This window comes from Pseudarthrobacter sp. NKDBFgelt (genome assembly GCF_046097905.1).
GTDB lineage: Bacteria > Actinomycetota > Actinomycetes > Actinomycetales > Micrococcaceae > Arthrobacter > Arthrobacter polychromogenes.
This window is the reverse complement of record NZ_JBJURL010000009.1, coordinates 1-15,608: the sequence shown is the minus strand read 5'-3', so window position 1 is coordinate 15,608 and position 15,608 is coordinate 1. Positions and strand designations below refer to the sequence as shown.

The following is a 15,608-nucleotide window of genomic DNA, read 5'->3' as shown; positions in this document are numbered from 1 at the left end:
GTGGTGTGAAGATGTGCCGAGGCGCGGTGCGTCAGGCGAGGGCATGGACTTCTTCAATAACTTTCAGGACGTCGACGGCGTCTGCCGGGTCAACAGGGACCGGTCCGCCGTGCAGGACGGCGCCGGCGAGGAGCCGGTAGAACTGGGGATACGCGCCCCGCTCGGCGGGAACGGCGCCCGTTGCGCCGTCGACTCCCAGGAGCCCCCAAGACTCCTGGGACTCAACGCCATATGCCGGGTCCGACGGCGGCAGTCCGGCGTCGAGCGCAGGCTCTTGGCCGTCCAGTCCCCACTTTGTGTAGCCGGCGTGTGAGCCCAGGACGTGGAACCGGGGCCCGGGCACTGCGGCGGCACCATTCATCCACAGACGGGACCGCACCCCCGAATCGTGCAGCAGGGACACGAAGGCTTCCGTGTCGGCCGCATCCGGGGCCAGTCCCCGGTGTGCTGTTTCGCCGTAGCTGTGCGCCACGGGTCCGAACAGCTGGACCGCCTGGTCAATGAGGTGGGCGCCAAGGTCGTGGAGGATCCCGCCGCCTTCGGCTGTGGTGGCGGAATCGCGCCAGTTTCCGAAGCCTTCGGGGCGCCACCACTCGAAGCGGGATTCGAAGGTCCGGACCTCGCCCAGCGCGCCTGCATCCAGGAGCTTCCTGAGAGTGAGGAAATCAGCGTCCCAGCGGCGGTTCTGGAAAACCGTCAGCTGCACGCCGGCCTCGGCCGCCTGGGCCATGAGTTCCTCCCCATGGGCCGAGGTGGTGACGAACGGCTTGTCCACCACCACATGCAGCTTGTGGGCGATCGCCGTCGAAGCCATCCCAAAGTGCGTCGCCGGAGGGGTTCCCAGGACCACCAGGTCCAGGTTCGCCGCCAGCGCGAACATGGCCTCCGCCGTCGGCACGATTCGGGCGCGCGGGTAGCGGGCAGCCGCTGCGGCAGCGCGATCCGGGTCCGCGGTGACAATGACATCGAGCGAAAAGGACGGGTTTGCCTCAATGAGGGGTGCGTGGAAGACCCGTCCCGAGATGCCAAAGCCGACCACGGCGGTACGGATGGGTCCCTGTCCTGCGGTGCCCATCAGAGGACCTCGGAGAGGAAGCGCTGGAGGCGTTCGCTGCGCGGGTTGTCGAAGATCTCCGCGGGGGTTCCCGATTCCACCACTTCGCCTTCATCCATAAAGACAACCTGGTCTGCAACCTTCCGGGCGAAGCCCATCTCATGCGTCACCACCACCATGGTCATTCCCCGTTTGGCGAGCGAGGCCATGAGGGTCAGGACTCCTTTGACGAGCTCGGGGTCCAGGGCACTGGTGGCCTCGTCGAAGAGCATCACCTCCGGTTCCATGGCGAGGGCGCGGGCAATGGCGACGCGCTGCTGCTGTCCGCCGGAAAGGTCCCGCGGGCGGTGGTCGGCGCGTTCGGCGAGTCCCACTTCGGCCAGGCGGCGGCGTGCGCGTTCCCTGGCCTCGGCCTTGGACATCTTCTTGACGCTCCAGAGTGCGAGGGCCACGTTTTCCAGGGCGGTGTGGTCCGGGAAGAGGTTGAAGTGCTGGAACACCATCCCGATCCGGCTGCGCAGGATGTCCGGGTTGACCTTCAGTGCACTGTCCCCGGCGAGGACAACGTCTCCGCTTTTGGGTTCATGCAGCCTGTTGACGCCGCGGAGGAGGGTGGACTTGCCGGACCCGGACGGGCCGATGATGCAGGTGGTGGTGCCGGGTGCCACGGTAAGGCTGACGTTGCGGAGGACTTCGATGTCCCCGTAGGCCATGGTCAGGTTCTTCAGCTCCAGGCTGGAGCCGTGGAAGGTTTCGATGTCAGCGGTGGGGTTGGCGCTGGTGGTGGTGATCATGTGTTGCTCCCGGTAGTGAGCGGCGAGGCCGCGTCGAGTTCCTTGACTTCGTTGAGGCCGCTGGTGGGGGCCGAGGGGCGGCGCTTTCCTGCCCGGAAGCGGCTGTCGAAGTAGTTGACCAGGTGGGTGAGCGGCACGGTGATGATGAGGTAGAAGACGCCCGCCATCACCAAGGGAGAGAGGTTGCCGGAGAGTACCGCGGCGTCCTGGCCCACGCGGAAGAGTTCGCGTTCGCTGACCAGCAGCCCCAGGAAGTAGACCAGCGAGGAGTCCTTGACGATGGCGATGAACTGGTTCACCAGGGCCGGCAGTACGCGGCGGATGCCTTGGGGGATGACCACCAGTGCCATGGATTTGCCGTAGCTCATCCCCAGGGCGCGGCATGCTTCGCCTTGGCCCTTGTCCACGCTCTGGATGCCGGCGCGGAAGATTTCGCCGATGTAGGCGCTGGCAATCAGGCTGAGGGCGATGATGCCCAGGGGGTACGGCGAGGGGCCAAAGATCGACTGGCTGAGCCGGGCAAAGCCCTGGCCGATCAGGAGGATGGTCAGGATGGCCGGCAGGCCGCGGAAGAGGTCCGTGTAGATGCGGGCCGGAATGCGCAGCCACCTGGACGGTGAGATGCCCATGACGGCCACCACCATGCCCAGGACCACGCCAATGACGGTGGCGGCGACGGAGATGATGAGGGTGTTGAGGAGGCCTACCGCCAGGAGCTGGGGCAGGACTTCGGCCATGGCGCCGAAGTCGAAGAAGGTGCGGATGATGGTGTTGAGCCAGTCCATTGAATGCTCTCAGGTGTTAGTTGTGCCGGTGGCAGCCGGGCGGGCCTTGGTGTGGAAACGTTCGGCCCGCCCGGGCATACCCGTGGTCTACTTGCTTGCTGTCGGGGCCGGGGTTGCGGTCTGTTCTGCCTTCGGGAGGTACTGCTCGGGCATTGGGGAACCCGGGAACCACTTCTCGTAGAGCTTCTTCCAGGTACCGTCCTCCATGGCCTCGGCCAGGCCCTTGTTCAGGGCTTCCTTGAGGGCGGTCTTGCCCTTGGCGACGGCGAACCCGGCCGGCGCGTCGAAGGACGGGATGTCCGCGGCGCTGACCAGTCCGAACTGTTCCTGGTAGGACTTCGCAGCTTCGTAGTCCAGGAAATGTGCATCCACTGAACCGCTGTTGACGGCGGAGATTGCCGTGTTGTTGTCCGGGAACCGCACCAGGCCGGCCGAGGTGAAATTCTTCACTGCATAGGCTTCCTGCAGCGTTCCCTGCACCACGCCAAGGCGTTTGCCGGACAGCCCGTCGGCGTTGCTGATGCCGGAGGACTTGGTGGTGATGACGGTGAGGTACCCGGCCAGGTAGCCGTCGGAGAAATCGACGGTTTCCTTGCGCTTGTCCGTGATGCCGATGGCGGCCACGCCGGCGTCGAACTGCCCGTTGGCGACGGCGGCCAGCAGGCCCGAGAAGTCCTGCCCGGTGAAGACCACATTGTCCACGCCGGCGCGGGCGGCAACGTCCGTGAAGAGCTCCACGTCGAAGCCGGTGAACTTACCCTGGGCGTCGGTGAAGGTGTAGGGCTTCGAATCGCCCAGGCTCGCTACGCGGATGGATCCGGGCTCAATCAGGCCGTAGGGGTTTTCGGCCGGCGAGGATGAGGCTGAAGAGGAGCCGCCGCAGCCGGAGAGTGCCAGGACGGCGGCAACGGCCGCGGCAATGAGCGCCGCGGGGCGCACAGTGGTTCGAGTTATCACAGCGAGTTTTCCAATCGTGAGGAAGCGGGGAGATGGAGGATCGAGATCCGCCGTGGCGGGTTTGCCGGAAACCCTTGCTGAGTCCGGTCTCAATGCCTACGATTGAGACCGGACTCACATCGATGGATAGAAATGTAATCGACGCCACTTCCGGCGTCAAGGGTCCATTACGAAAGGCCGACATGAGTACTGATGCTTCCCGGCGGCGCGACGTCACTGTTGCCGACGTCGCCAAAGCTGCGCAGGTGTCCAAGGCCCAGGCCGCCCGCGCCCTGGGCAACTACGGGGCGGTGAGCGATGACGTGCGGGAGCGGGTGCTGGCTGCCGCGGAAGAGCTGAACTACCGTCCCAACGAGCTTGCCCGCAGCATGAACACGGGAAAATCAAACACCATCGGCGTGGTGTTGGGCGATATCGAAAACCCGCATTTCGGGCTGGCCACCCGGGGAATCACGGACACCGCCAAAAAGAGCGGCTTCAACGTCATCCTGGTCAATACGGATGAAGACTGGGCGGCGGAAGTGGACGCCGTCAGGGTGCTGCTGGACAAGCGGGTAGACGGCCTGATCGTCGCCCCCGCTTCCTCCGTTGAGACCCGGCACCTGCAGGACGTCCACCATTCCGGAAGGCCACTGGTCCTGCTGGACCGCACGGCCAAAGGGCTGGACGTGGACACGGTGGCCGTGGACATGGAAGGCATTTCCCATGAATCAACCCGCTATTTGATTGAGGCCGGGCACAGCCGGATCGCCTTCATCTCCACGCTTCGAACGGATGACTCCTACGCCACGGGCCTGTCCCTGGGCTCTTCCCAGATCTCGGACCGGCGGGACGGAATCATGCGGGCGTTCCGGGAAGCGGGCCTCAAGGAACCCGACGATCTGGTGCGCTTCAACGCCGACGGACCGGAAACCATCAAGAAGATCACCCGTGAACTGCTGCAGCAGCCGGACCCTGCAACGGCCATCATCGCCTCGGACGGCCTGATCGGACTCAGTGTTGTGGAAGCCATCCAGGACCTCGGCCTCGCTATCCCGGATGATGTCTCGTTCCTCATGTACGACGATTTCGCCTGGACCCGCCTCACCAGGCCGCCGTTGACGGTGATCGCCCAGCCTGTCTACGAGATGGGCGTCGCCGCCGCCGAGGCCCTCATCCGGCAGATCCAGGGCAGGAAGGCGCCGGCGGCCAAACCCGAATTCGCCGCGACCCTCGTCAAGCGCGGCTCGGTGGGCGGGCCGTCCGGCGGCAAGGGCAGCCACCACGGCCGGCGGAAGGAAAACCTGCCGGCGACGTAAACTTCGCCGGACGTTCATTTCCCCCTCAACGGCGAGCATGCCCGGTCCGCGTAGCGTGAAAAACGTTCCGAGAACCACCCGTCAACAGCCGTGAGGATTGCCATGATCACCAGCCAGCAGCCCGTCGTCCTGACCAGCAGCAGCATCGATTCGACTGACGAGGACGTGGTGGAGGCCAACGTCGGCATCGTGGATGCCATGCACGGCGCCCTGCTGCGGACCGAAGAGATGTCGCCTGTCGCCGTCCGCAGCTACTACGTGGATTTCTATCTCGCCCAGGCACTGGAGGGCGGCTTCGCGCAGTACGTCTTCACCGCCGTCGACCGCTCCGAAACGGACACCCTGGTCCGGGAAGGCATGGCAGGCATGGGCGCCCCTGCCCATCTTGACCTGTTCAACCGGGCAGTGGAGGCATTTGATGATCTGTCCGAGGAGGACGAGGAGCGCTACCTGGACGGCGGCCTGGATGAGGACTCCGAGGAAGTTCCCGACGGCGTCCTCCGGATGGAGGAGCTCGACGGCGGGTTCGAGGAGCTGCTGGAACGGGAGAACATTACGGCACTCAACGCCGCCTGGCTCCGCAGCCAGGCGGAGCTGCTGGTGCTGGACGACGAAGAGGTCGGCGCGTACATCGAGCGGCTTGCGTCAATGATTCCCGATCTGCCGGAGCGCCAGGCACAGGCGGACGCCGAGGCCCTTGAGGATGCGCCCGACTTCGAAATCATCATCCGCGAACTCTGCAGCATTGCCGGGCATGAACTCCTGAAGATCACCATGGGCGACCCCAACTACGTCCACAACGGCGAACGTGCCCTGGCCTGGCACTTCTCAACCGACCACGGCGGGTTCCTGATGGTCGAGGAGGAGGACGAGGCCTTCATGATTAACCCCGAAACTCAGGAAATCGTGGCAGCCGTGGAGTTCGAAGAAGCAGGCGCTGAGATGGCCGACGCCTAAGACGGCCGTCCCGGCTAGACCTACTCCAGCTGCACCCGGCTCACCGTAACGGCGCCTTCCAGCACCAGCCGGAAGGCGCCGCTGCCGTCGCCGAATGCTGTGCCGGAGCGAAGCTGAACCACAAGCTCTCCGCTGTAGCCCGGGGCAACCTCGGCCCTCCCCACGGTGTTCCAGGTGTCGGCTGGTCCGGGTATCTGGATGCGCACCAGGCCGGCAGCGCCTTCGGGTTCGCTGGAAACTACATCAAGCAGCACCTGGTTGCCGTCGGCAGGGGCCGGCTCCCAGCCGCGGTAGAGCGCCCAGCCGGGCCGGGTAGTGTCAGCCGGGGCTACCGCCGTGCCGGTCAGGGGTGTTTCGGGCACCAGGGCCAGATTGTGGCAGGAGTCGAAGTTCGCTGCCCGGAACCACCGCCCGGAGCGGCGCCCGGGACCGGCTTTTCCGGTTACGGTGAACGGCACGGCCAGCGGAAGATCCTCCGCGGACGCACCCACCAGAAGCTGGTACGTGCCGGGTTCCACCAGCATCCGCTCCTCCACCACGCTGTAGGTTGCCAGCCTGTGAAGCGGCACCCGGATCCTTGCCGTGGCCGCGCCTCCTGCCGGGACCTCCACCCGCTGGTGGCCCACCAGGAGCCGGCGGGGAAAATCGAAGCGGTGGCCCGGGGCGGACGCATACACCTGCACCAGTTCCGACGCCGGGCGCGCACCCGTGTTGCGCAGCTCCACCGCCAGTTCCACCTGGTCCGCGCCATGGAGGCCTTCGCCCCGCAGTTCGCGCAGGGCAACCGATTCGTAGTGCACCTCGCCGTACGTCAGGCCGTGCCCCAGTGCGAACAAGGGTTCCGCACGGCTGTACAGGTAGGTGGAGCGGGAGGTGATGATGTCGTAGTCCAGGATGTCCGCAAGGTCCGCATCCCGGCGGAACCAGGTCTGCGGCAGCCGCCCGGACGGCTCCGTATCACCGCTCAGGACGTCCGCCACGCCGTTGCCCAGTTCCTGCCCGCCGTGGGACGTCCAGACGATGGCCGGCGTATCCGCGAGCGCCCCGAGTGCATAAGGGTAGGAGGACACAATCACCAGCACCGTGCGCGGGTTGGCCTCGCGCACTATGCGGATCAGTTCTTGCTCTGCCAGCGGGAGGTCCAGCGTGGTGCGGTCCAGTGTCTCCCGGCCCCCGAGGTGGGGGTCGTTTCCCACCACCACGACGGCGGTGCGGGCAGCGGAGGCGGCCTGCCGGGCGGCCTCGTGGCCGGACTTGAGCGTACGGAGCACAAAGCGGTCGGCTGTGCCGGCGCCGGGAACAAGGGCTGCGCTCGCGGTGCCGGCTTCAATCCGCAGCCATTTCCCGGTCCCCACATGCTGCAGCGCGGCTGTGCCGTCCGCAGCATGGTCCAGCCGGAACGTCTCCTGCACAACCCAGCCGCCCACACGGTCAGCCGTGGCGTGCAGGTACCCGTCCCCGGTGTCCGTCACAAACTTCCCGGTCAGTTCCGACTGGAGGGTCAGCTCCCCCTTGCCCCAGTCCTTGACGATAAACCGCTCCGTTTCGCCGGGAACAGCGGCCTGGGCAGTCAGGACGGCAGTGCCGTCCCCGCCCAGGTAGCCTCCGGTCCGGACGCTCCGCAGGGCAACGACGTCGGCACCCTCCTCGGCAACGACGCCGGCTGCCGTCCCTCCGCCGTAGCGGCGGGCCAGCCCATTGGCGATGCTGACCTCGTCCTGCAGGGTTCCGCTGTACCAGTCGCTCAGCACTCGGGACCCCAGTGTCCCGATGACGGCGATGGTTCCGGGGTCGCTGCCCAGCGGGAGCAGGCCGGTGCCGGCGTCGGAGGCGTCCCCGGTCCCGGGATCGTTGCGCAGCACCACCACGGACTTTGCGGCTGCTTCCCGTGCCAGCCGGACGTGGGCGGCCGCGCCGATGGCGTCCGTCCCGATCGTGGCATAAGGATCGTTTTCCGGCGTGAACTCGCCGGTCCTGGCACGGAGCGTGAGGAGCCGCAGCACCGCCCGGTCAATGTCGGCCTCGCTGATGAGGTCCTTCTCAAGCGCCTCGTTGAGGTAGGCGATGGACGGCGCCGGGTTGTCGCCGTCGTCCGTGAAGCTGTCCACCCCGGCGTGGAGGGCGGCCGCGTAGGCTGCCGGGCCGTCGTCGAAATACTTCTCCGCCCTGAAGAGGGAGCCGGGCGCTCCGGCGTCCGTCACGATGGTGACCGACTTCCCGTTGTGCCACTGCCGCAGCTCGGACTGCACCAGGTCGGAGACGTGGGCGGGCCGGCCGTTCACCAGGTTGTAGGAGAGCATCACCGCCCCTGCCACGCCCTCCTCGATGGGGGAGCGGTACGCGGGGAGCTCGTATTCGTGCAGGACCCGGGGGCTGAGGTTGCTGGAGGTGACGTTCCTGTCCAGCTCGTTGTTGTAGCCGAGGAAATGCTTGAGGGTGGGAACCGTCAGCCACGTGTGTGAGTCCCTGCCTTTGAGGCCGCGGCAGTAGGCGCCGGCCAGCTCCGCCGTGAGGTGCGGGTCCTCGGAGAAGCCTTCCTCGTTGCGCCCCCACAAGGGGTGCCTGAGCGGGTTCACCACCGGCGCCCAGGCGTTAAGGCCCACGGACGGATCCTCCGCCTTCTTCCCGCGGAGCTCACGGCCCGTGGCCTCGCCGAGCCGTTCGATCAGGTCCGCATCCCAGGTGGCGGCCATGCCCACGGGCTGCGGAAAGACGGTGGCCGGTCCCAGCCAGGCGACACCGTGCGCTGCCTCCGCGCCCGTGTGGAAAGGCGCCAGCCCCAGCTCCGGAACAGCCGGGGCGTGCTGGTGCAGCATTGCCACCTTCTGCTCGAGGGACAGCGTGCGGAGGATCTGGTGGGCCAGCTCTGCAGCGTATCCGTCCGCGCCCGTTGTGGCGCCGCCGCCGATGGCATCAACAATGTCGTCACCCGCGGCGTCAGCGGCAGGGGAGGGAAGAATGGCGGGTTCTAGACGCACGGCAGTCCAATCAGCGGGTTATCGAATCGCTTATACAAATTCTGGCGACACCCAGTGTTGCACTCCCACTTGTGAGGCGCAACACATTTTGCCCTTGCCGGATCCTGTGCTGGTGTCATACCCTGATCCAAGTCGAATCGGTTCGATGAATCATTGAATCTTCCCTCATTGGCTCACACACAAAGGAGTGCTGTCATGCTCGGTTCCCAGGTAGACCCGTCAAGGGGACGCCCCCATAAATCCGCCAGCCGCCTGCTGAACGAGGCCTCCGCCGGCGTCAACCGCCGCTCCTTCCTCGGCATCCTCAGCGGCGCAGTATTCCTCGCCGCTGCACCGGCTGCGCTGACGGCTTGCTCCAGCGGCCCCGCGCCGCAGGCAACCACCTCCGGCAGCCTGGCCGAGACGGTGGCCAAGCTGGTGCCGGCCTACAAGCCGCTGGAGCTGGTCACCCCGGACATCCCCTCCGTGAAGGGCTCCACGCCGGGCTTCACCAGCATCCCCTCGTCCCTGGTCAAGTCCGTCCCCACCCCTCCCGGAAGCGGCGGAACCTACACCGCCATGACGCCCGCCTGGTGGGCTGTCCCGCCCGCGCTGCCGCAAAACAGCTACTACCAGGCGGTCAACGAAAAGCTCGGCGCCACCATCAACTTCCAGGTCAACGACGGCAACGCCTATGCGGACAAGGTGCAGACAGTCCTGGCCTCGCCCAAGGACGTGCCGGACTGGATGGTCATTCCGGGATGGAACCTGCCGCCGCGCTTCGGGCAGGCGGCCGCGGGCGTCTTCCAGGACCTCTCCGAGTTCATCGCCGGGGACAAGGTCAACAAATACCCCAACCTCGCGAACATTCCGACGGCGGCGTGGAAGATGGGCTGCTTCGAGGGCGGCCTCTACGGGCTGCCCTACCCCGGTGCCCTGATCTCGGACGCCATCTTCTACCGCGCAGACCTTTTCGAGGAGCTCGGCGTCAAGCCGCCCACGTCCGCCGACGAATACCGCACGCTGGCCAAGGAACTCACGGACGAATCCAAGAACCGCTGGGGTTCCGAGGACGTCTGGAACGGCGCGCAGATCATGCACGGCGTGGTCCCCAAGTGGAAGCAGGTGGACGGCAAGCTGCAGAACAAGGTGGAAACGGACGAGTACCGGGCCGCCCTTGAGTGGACGGCGAAACTGTTTGCCGACGGCTCGGTCCACCCGGACGCCGTGGCCGGTAACGCGCAGCAGTCCAAGCAGCGCTTCGAATCCGGCGCCTCGCTGATGGCCTCCGACGGCATGGGCTCCTGGCACGAGGCCCTGGCCCGCGTCCTTCCGTCCAACCCGAAGTTCAACATGCAGCCCATGGACTACTTCGCCCCGGACGGCGGCAAGCTCACCCTGTTCCGGGCCCAGCCGGCAGCGATCTTCAGCTTCATCAAGAAAACGGACCCCGCCAAGGTGGAGGAGATGCTGGCACTGGCCAACTTCATGGCGGCCCCTTTCGGCACCGAGGAGAACGTGCTGATCAACAACGGCGTGGAGGGCGTCCACTTCACCAGGGACGCGCAGGGCATCCCGAAGGCCACGGCCAAGGGCACCGAGGAAGTCACCAGCACCTACGCGTTCCTGGTGAACGCCCCGATCGTGAACTCCATGGTCCAGTACCCGGGGCTGGTCCAGTCCCAGTCCGAGTGGGAGGCACGCCAGGCACCCAACGTTGTGGAGGACGCCTTCTTCGGCATGCAGATCCAGGAGCCGGCCAAGTTCGGCTCACTGTCCAAGCCGTTTGACGACCTTGCCAAGGACATCATCCGCGGCCGCAAGGGCATGAAGGACCTCGACGCCGAACTCGCCACCTGGAAGAGCAAGGGCGGCGACGAACTCCGGGACTTCTATGCCGGATTCCTGGCCTAGGAGATGGCGAGGATGAGCACCGGAACAGAGCGCACAGCAGCGCCGCGGCAGGAAGTCGCCGCGGCGCCGGCCCGTGGGCACTCGGCAGGACTTACGACGGCGGCCGGCGGGTTGGGTGCCCCGGGGCAGGGCGGCGGCGGCTCAGGTGGCGGCGGGGCAACTGGCGGCAGCACGGCCCTCCCCCTGAGGCCGAAGGCCAACCTCAAACTGCGGTTCAACCGGGACCGCTCCCTGGTGTTCATGGCACTGCCCGCCGTGATCCTGCTGGCGATTTTCGCGTACCTGCCCATGCTGGGCAACGTGGTGGCCTTCCAGGACTACTCCCCGTATGTGGGGATTCCGGCCAGCCCCTGGGTGGGGCTGGACAACTTCGCGCGGGTTCTGGCGGATCCCGACTTCTGGCTGGCCGTCAAGAACACGCTGGTGATCACGGCGTTCCAGCTGGTGTTCTTCTTCCCAATCCCCATCGCCCTGGCCATGCTGCTCAACTCCCTGGTCAACCCGCGGCTGCGGGCAGCCATCCAGGCCGTGGTGTACCTGCCGCACTTCTTTTCCTGGGTCCTGGTGGTCTCCGTCTTCCAGCAGATCTTCGGCGGCGCCGGGCTACTGAACCAGTCGCTGCGCGCCAACGGCTGGCAGGCCGTGGACATCATGACCAACCCGGACACGTTCCTGTTCCTGCTCACCTCCCAAGCCGTCTGGAAGGACGCCGGCTGGGGCATCATCGTGTTCCTCGCAGCCCTCAGTGCCATCGACCCCGCGCAGTATGAAGCAGCGGCGGTGGACGGTGCCGGCCGGTGGAAGCGCATGTGGCACGTCACCCTTCCCGGGCTCCGCAGCGTCATCGTTCTGCTGCTCATCCTGCGGCTGGGGGACTCGCTCACCGTGGGCTTCGAGCAGATGATCCTGCAGCGGGACGCCGTGGGCGCCGAGGCCTCCGAGGTCCTGGACACCTTCGTGTATTACACGGGCGTGCAGAACGGCGACTGGAGCTACGCGGCCGCCGCCGGTCTTATCAAGGGCCTGGTGAGCCTGGCGCTGATCCTGACTGCCAACAAAGTTGCCCACATCTTCGGTGAGAGCGGTGTCTATTCCAAATGAGCACACTAACCAGCAAGGCAAAGGTTTCCGCCGGCGCCGCCAAGCCGCCCCGTCAGCCGCGCATCAAGCCTGAACGCCCCATCTGGGACGAAGAACCCGGAACGGCGGCGAAGGCCGGCAAAATGGTGGTGCTCGCCGTCGTCGTCCTGGCAGTCCTGGGGCCGCTGTACACGATCGTCCTCACCAGCATCTCCTCCCAGGCCACCATCACGCAGGCCGGCGGACTGGTCCTGGTTCCCGGGGAAATTTCCTTCGCCGCCTACCAGCAGATCCTCAGCGGCGGCGTGGTCACCAGGGCGGTGCTGGTCAGCGTGGGCGTCACGGCCACCGGCACGGCCCTGAGCATGGTGGTGTCCATCCTCTGCGCGTATGGACTGTCCCGTCCGGGGTCCTTCGCCCACACGCCCATCCTGTTCACCCTGCTGATCACCATGTTCTTCAGCGCAGGCATCATCCCGGCGTACCTGCTGGTGTCCGGCCTGGGCCTGATCAACACGTACTGGGCGCTGATCCTGCCCAGCTGCATCTCGGTGTTCAACATCATCATCCTGCGCGGCTTCTTCATGGGCATTGACCGCGGGATCCTGGACAGCGCCCGGATTGACGGCGCCAGCGAATGGCGCACCCTGACGCAGATCGTGCTGCCGATGTCCAAAGCCGTCACCGCCGTCATCGCACTGTTCTACGGGGTGGGCTACTGGAATGCGTTCTTCAACGCCATCCTCTACATCAATGACAGCTCCATGAACCCGCTGCAGGTGGTGCTCCGGTCCTACGTGCTCCAGGGCGTCTCGGTGCCCGGCCAGGTGGATGTGGGAACCGGGGCCGCGGCAGGCCCGGCGCTGCAGATGGCCGTGATAGTGCTCGCCATGATCCCCATCCTGATCGTCTACCCCTTCGTGCAGAAGCACTTCACCAAAGGCGTGATGATCGGCGCGGTCAAGGGATGAGCGTTCCCGTGTCCCTGCTGCGGCGGCTTTCAGCGGGCCGCCGCGGTGCTTGCCCCCTCGGAGAGGGAGGGGGCAATGAGCCGCAGCTCGGCGGGCTTGGCCAGGCTCAGCCGGTCCATCACCATCTCCACGGCGGCACGGCCGATGTCCATCGCGGGGATGGACACCGCCGTCCAGGGCAGGAAGGCGGACGTGGCCACATCGGCGGGGGCAATAACAACCACCGAGATGTCCTCCGGGACGGTGAAGCTGTGTGCGGCAAGGTTCTCCCGCAGGATGGGCAGCAGTCCCTCGTTGTGCACCAGGAGGGCGGTGATGGACTCCGGGCCGGCGAAGACCTTCTCCAGCGCCCGGGCCAGGTCCTTGGAGTTCGCCTCGCAGGCCACCGAAACGTGGGTGACCTCGAGTTCGCGGCACGCCTCCTCGAAACCGCGCAGGGCCCGGTCCGCGTAGGTGGCGTGCCGCCGCAGCGAGGCGGGCGGGGAACCGATGAAGGCGATGCCGCGGTGGCCCAGCTCGGCCAGATGGCGGACGGCGGTGCGGGAGGCGCCGGCGAAGTCGAAGTCAACGCAGCTGAGGCCGCGCGGATCGTCCGGCATGCCGATCAGCACCGCTGGCTTGTCCAGCTTGGCCAGTACGGGGATGCGGGGATCGCGGGCCTCGATGTCCATCATCACCAGGCCGTCCACCATGGACTGGGACGTCACCCGCTCTATGCTGCCGGCGTCGTCCTGGGTCAGGAGCAGGACGTCCTGGTTGAACGTCCGGGCCGTAGTCACCACGGCGGTGACGAACTGCATCACCACACCCACGTTGACATCCGCGCGAAGGGGCACCACCAGCCCCAGGACATTGGAGCGGCTCGAGGCCAGGGCACGGGCACTGGACCGGGGACTGTACTTCAGCCGCCGCATGGCCGCTTCGACGATTTCGCGGGTTTCTTTCGATATGGGACGGTTCCCGCTCATCACGTAGGACACGGTACTCGTGGAAACCCCCGCTTCTTTGGCCACGTCACTGATGGTCGCCGCCGTTGAAGCCTTTCGATTACTCATATCCATCATTTAACCAAGGAATTCCATGCATCCTCGAAGCCACGGCCTGAGCGCCGTTACAGAGCGGGCCGGGCTGCTCTTCGGCGCCGATTACAACCCTGAGCAGTGGCCGGAGGAAAGCTGGCCGGAGGACATCCGGCTGATGCAGGAGGCCGGCATTAACCTGGTCACCCTGGGCGTCTTCAGCTGGGCACGCCTGCAGCCCACCGAGGGCACCTGGGACTTCGGGTGGCTGGACCGGATCCTTGCCCTGCTGGAGGAGGCAGACATCCAGGTCTGCCTGGCCACGCCCACCGCATCGCCGCCGCCCTGGCTGGGACACCGCTACCCCAGCACACTGCCCACGGACGCAGCCGGGACGACGCTCTGGTACGGCTCCCGCAACCAGTTCTCGCCGTCGTCGGCCGTGTACCGCAGCGCCGCACGGCAGGTCACCGCGGCGCTCGCCGAGCGGTACGGCCAGCACCCCGCCGTGGTGATGTGGCACGTGGGGAACGAGCTGGGACAGATCAGTTACGACGACGAAACGGCCGCCGCGTTCCGCACCTGGCTGCTGCGCCGCTACGGCTCCCTCGACCACCTGAACTCCGCCTGGGGGACCACCTTCTGGAGCCAGGGCTACAGCACCTGGGAGGAAATCCTGCCGCCGCGTACGGCCCCGTACCTGCACAACCCCACGCAGGTCCTGGACTTCAAGCGCTTCACCTCGGAGTCGCTGCTCAGACTTTTCACCGCTGAACGGGACATCATCCGCCAGTACTCCCCGGATGTTCCGGTCACCACCAACCTGATGGGGTTCTTCCGCGGCGCGGACTACTTCAGCTTCGCGGCGGAGACGGACCTGGTGGGCAACAACTGGTACACGGATCCCGGGCAGCCGCAGACCTGGGAACTGGGCGCCCTCACCCACGACCTCTGCCGCGGACTGGCTGGCGGCACACCCTGGCTCCTGATGGAATCCGCAGCCTCCGCCGTGAACTGGCGGCCCCACAACAGCGCCAAGGAACCCGGCGCCCTCCGCGTGGACTCGTTCTCCGCCCTGGCCCGCGGCTCCGACGGCATTTGCTTCTTCCAGTTCCGGCAGTCGGCCTTCGGCGCCGAACGCTTCCACTCCGCCGTGGTGCCGCTGGCAGGGGAGGACACCCGGGTGTTCCGGGAGGTCGCGGAACTCGGCTCCCAACTGCAGGACCTGCGGCTCCTCGCCGGCACTCCGGCGCAGTCCCGGATTGCCATCCTCTTCGACTGGGACAGCTGGTGGGCGGCTGAGTCCCCGGACTGTCCCACTGACCGGCTCGGCGTCCTGGACCAGCTCCAGGCCTACTACCGGCCGCTGCTGCGCCGCGGCCTGTCCGTGGAAGTGGTGCACCCCTCAACTCCGCTGGACCGGTTCAGCCTGGTGCTTGTCCCCAGCCTCTTCCTCCTGGCGGAGGACCATGCCGGAGCCCTGACGGAATGGGTGCACCGGGGCGGGACCGCCGTCGTGGGACCCTTCACCGGGGTCGCGGACAGCAACGGCCACCTCCGGCAGGGGCGGTTCCCGTCAGTCCTTGCTTCCATGCTCGGCACCAGCGGCGAGGAATGGCGGCCCCTGGCGGAAGGAATAGGCATTGACTTCGCGGCGCCCGGCCCGGGCGGCGTCTCCGCAGATGCACCCGCCGGCATCCAGGCCACCGTCTGGTCCGAGGACCTGCGCCTGGACGGGCCCGGCGCTGCGGCGGTCCTTCTTGAACTGCCTGGCTTCAAGATGGAAGGCCAGCCCGTCAATCTCCACGATGAGGAACCCCTC

At 66.6% G+C, this 15,608-nt stretch carries 12 protein-coding genes; 6 read left to right on the top strand and 6 right to left on the bottom strand.

Going from position 1 to position 15,608, the window contains the following annotated elements; translation table 11 throughout:
* Window positions 1-31 precede the first annotated feature (31 nt).
* The 4 genes from ACKAE7_RS03935 to ACKAE7_RS03920 all read right to left on the bottom strand — a co-directional run bounded on the left by ACKAE7_RS03935 (window position 32) and on the right by ACKAE7_RS03920 (window position 3,587).
* A complete protein-coding gene (locus tag ACKAE7_RS03935; protein ID WP_408978559.1) occupies window positions 32-1,075 on the bottom strand; it encodes a Gfo/Idh/MocA family oxidoreductase in 1,044 nt (347 codons plus the stop codon).
* Window positions 1,075-1,848, bottom strand: a complete 774-nt coding sequence (locus ACKAE7_RS03930; RefSeq protein WP_202884286.1) for an amino acid ABC transporter ATP-binding protein — start codon at window positions 1,846-1,848, stop codon at window positions 1,075-1,077. Before ACKAE7_RS03930 ends, ACKAE7_RS03935 begins: the two co-directional genes overlap by 1 nt.
* Complete coding sequence (locus ACKAE7_RS03925; protein ID WP_066279665.1) at window positions 1,845-2,633, bottom strand: amino acid ABC transporter permease; 789 nt, start codon at window positions 2,631-2,633, stop codon at window positions 1,845-1,847. Before ACKAE7_RS03925 ends, ACKAE7_RS03930 begins: the two co-directional genes overlap by 4 nt.
* A gap of 87 nt (window positions 2,634-2,720) precedes the next feature.
* Window positions 2,721-3,587: a transporter substrate-binding domain-containing protein gene (locus ACKAE7_RS03920; RefSeq protein ID WP_190612782.1), complete on the bottom strand. Its 867-nt coding sequence runs from the start codon at window positions 3,585-3,587 to the stop codon at window positions 2,721-2,723.
* A 185-nt stretch (window positions 3,588-3,772) separates the two neighbouring features.
* Between ACKAE7_RS03920 and ACKAE7_RS03915 the strand changes: the two genes are divergently transcribed.
* Together ACKAE7_RS03915 and ACKAE7_RS03910 are read left to right on the top strand one after the other, a co-directional pair.
* Window positions 3,773-4,888 carry a LacI family DNA-binding transcriptional regulator gene (locus ACKAE7_RS03915; RefSeq protein ID WP_408978558.1) on the top strand — a complete coding sequence of 372 codons (1,116 nt, stop codon included), beginning with the start codon at window positions 3,773-3,775 and terminating at the stop codon, window positions 4,886-4,888.
* 102 nt (window positions 4,889-4,990) lie between these two features.
* Complete coding sequence (locus ACKAE7_RS03910) at window positions 4,991-5,845, top strand: hypothetical protein (RefSeq protein ID WP_408978557.1); 855 nt, start codon at window positions 4,991-4,993, stop codon at window positions 5,843-5,845.
* Between the two features lie 20 nt (window positions 5,846-5,865).
* Here ACKAE7_RS03910 and ACKAE7_RS03905 read toward each other — a convergent pair whose 3' ends face one another.
* Complete coding sequence (locus ACKAE7_RS03905; protein ID WP_408978556.1) at window positions 5,866-8,823, bottom strand: glycoside hydrolase family 3 C-terminal domain-containing protein; 2,958 nt, start codon at window positions 8,821-8,823, stop codon at window positions 5,866-5,868.
* A gap of 195 nt (window positions 8,824-9,018) precedes the next feature.
* Here ACKAE7_RS03905 and ACKAE7_RS03900 point away from each other — a divergent pair, with 195 nt between their 5' ends.
* Genes ACKAE7_RS03900 through ACKAE7_RS03890 form a run of 3 tightly spaced genes read left to right on the top strand, consistent with a single transcriptional unit; the run spans window position 9,019 to window position 12,767 of the window.
* A complete protein-coding gene (locus ACKAE7_RS03900; RefSeq protein ID WP_408978555.1) occupies window positions 9,019-10,716 on the top strand; it encodes an extracellular solute-binding protein in 1,698 nt (565 codons plus the stop codon).
* Between the two features lie 12 nt (window positions 10,717-10,728).
* The gene (locus ACKAE7_RS03895; protein ID WP_408978554.1) at window positions 10,729-11,817 is read left to right on the top strand and encodes an ABC transporter permease; all 1,089 of its coding nucleotides are present in this window, start codon (window positions 10,729-10,731) and stop codon (window positions 11,815-11,817) included.
* Window positions 11,814-12,767: a carbohydrate ABC transporter permease gene (locus ACKAE7_RS03890; protein WP_408978553.1), complete on the top strand. Its 954-nt coding sequence runs from the start codon at window positions 11,814-11,816 to the stop codon at window positions 12,765-12,767. The genes ACKAE7_RS03895 and ACKAE7_RS03890 overlap by 4 nt, the downstream gene beginning before the upstream one ends.
* Window positions 12,768-12,796: 29 nt before the next feature.
* Here the strand turns inward: ACKAE7_RS03890 and ACKAE7_RS03885 are convergent, their stop codons facing one another.
* Complete coding sequence (locus ACKAE7_RS03885) at window positions 12,797-13,822, bottom strand: LacI family DNA-binding transcriptional regulator (RefSeq protein WP_408978552.1); 1,026 nt, start codon at window positions 13,820-13,822, stop codon at window positions 12,797-12,799.
* A gap of 25 nt (window positions 13,823-13,847) precedes the next feature.
* Here ACKAE7_RS03885 and ACKAE7_RS03880 point away from each other — a divergent pair.
* Window positions 13,848-15,608, top strand: a 1,761-nt coding sequence (locus ACKAE7_RS03880; protein ID WP_408978551.1) for a beta-galactosidase, incomplete at its 3' end; no start/stop codon positions are given.

Coding starts and splice junctions, on each gene's coding strand:
- ACKAE7_RS03910 (WP_408978557.1), top strand. CDS start 4,991: ATGATCACCAGCCAGCAGCCCGTCGTCCTGACCAGCAGCAGCATCGAT.
- ACKAE7_RS03895 (WP_408978554.1), top strand. CDS start 10,729: ATGAGCACCGGAACAGAGCGCACAGCAGCGCCGCGGCAGGAAGTCGCC.
- ACKAE7_RS03890 (WP_408978553.1), top strand. CDS start 11,814: ATGAGCACACTAACCAGCAAGGCAAAGGTTTCCGCCGGCGCCGCCAAG.
- ACKAE7_RS03900 (WP_408978555.1), top strand. CDS start 9,019: ATGCTCGGTTCCCAGGTAGACCCGTCAAGGGGACGCCCCCATAAATCC.
- ACKAE7_RS03885 (WP_408978552.1), bottom strand. CDS start 13,822: ATGAGTAATCGAAAGGCTTCAACGGCGGCGACCATCAGTGACGTGGCC.
- ACKAE7_RS03915 (WP_408978558.1), top strand. CDS start 3,773: ATGAGTACTGATGCTTCCCGGCGGCGCGACGTCACTGTTGCCGACGTC.
- ACKAE7_RS03935 (WP_408978559.1), bottom strand. CDS start 1,075: ATGGGCACCGCAGGACAGGGACCCATCCGTACCGCCGTGGTCGGCTTT.
- ACKAE7_RS03930 (WP_202884286.1), bottom strand. CDS start 1,848: ATGATCACCACCACCAGCGCCAACCCCACCGCTGACATCGAAACCTTC.
- ACKAE7_RS03925 (WP_066279665.1), bottom strand. CDS start 2,633: ATGGACTGGCTCAACACCATCATCCGCACCTTCTTCGACTTCGGCGCC.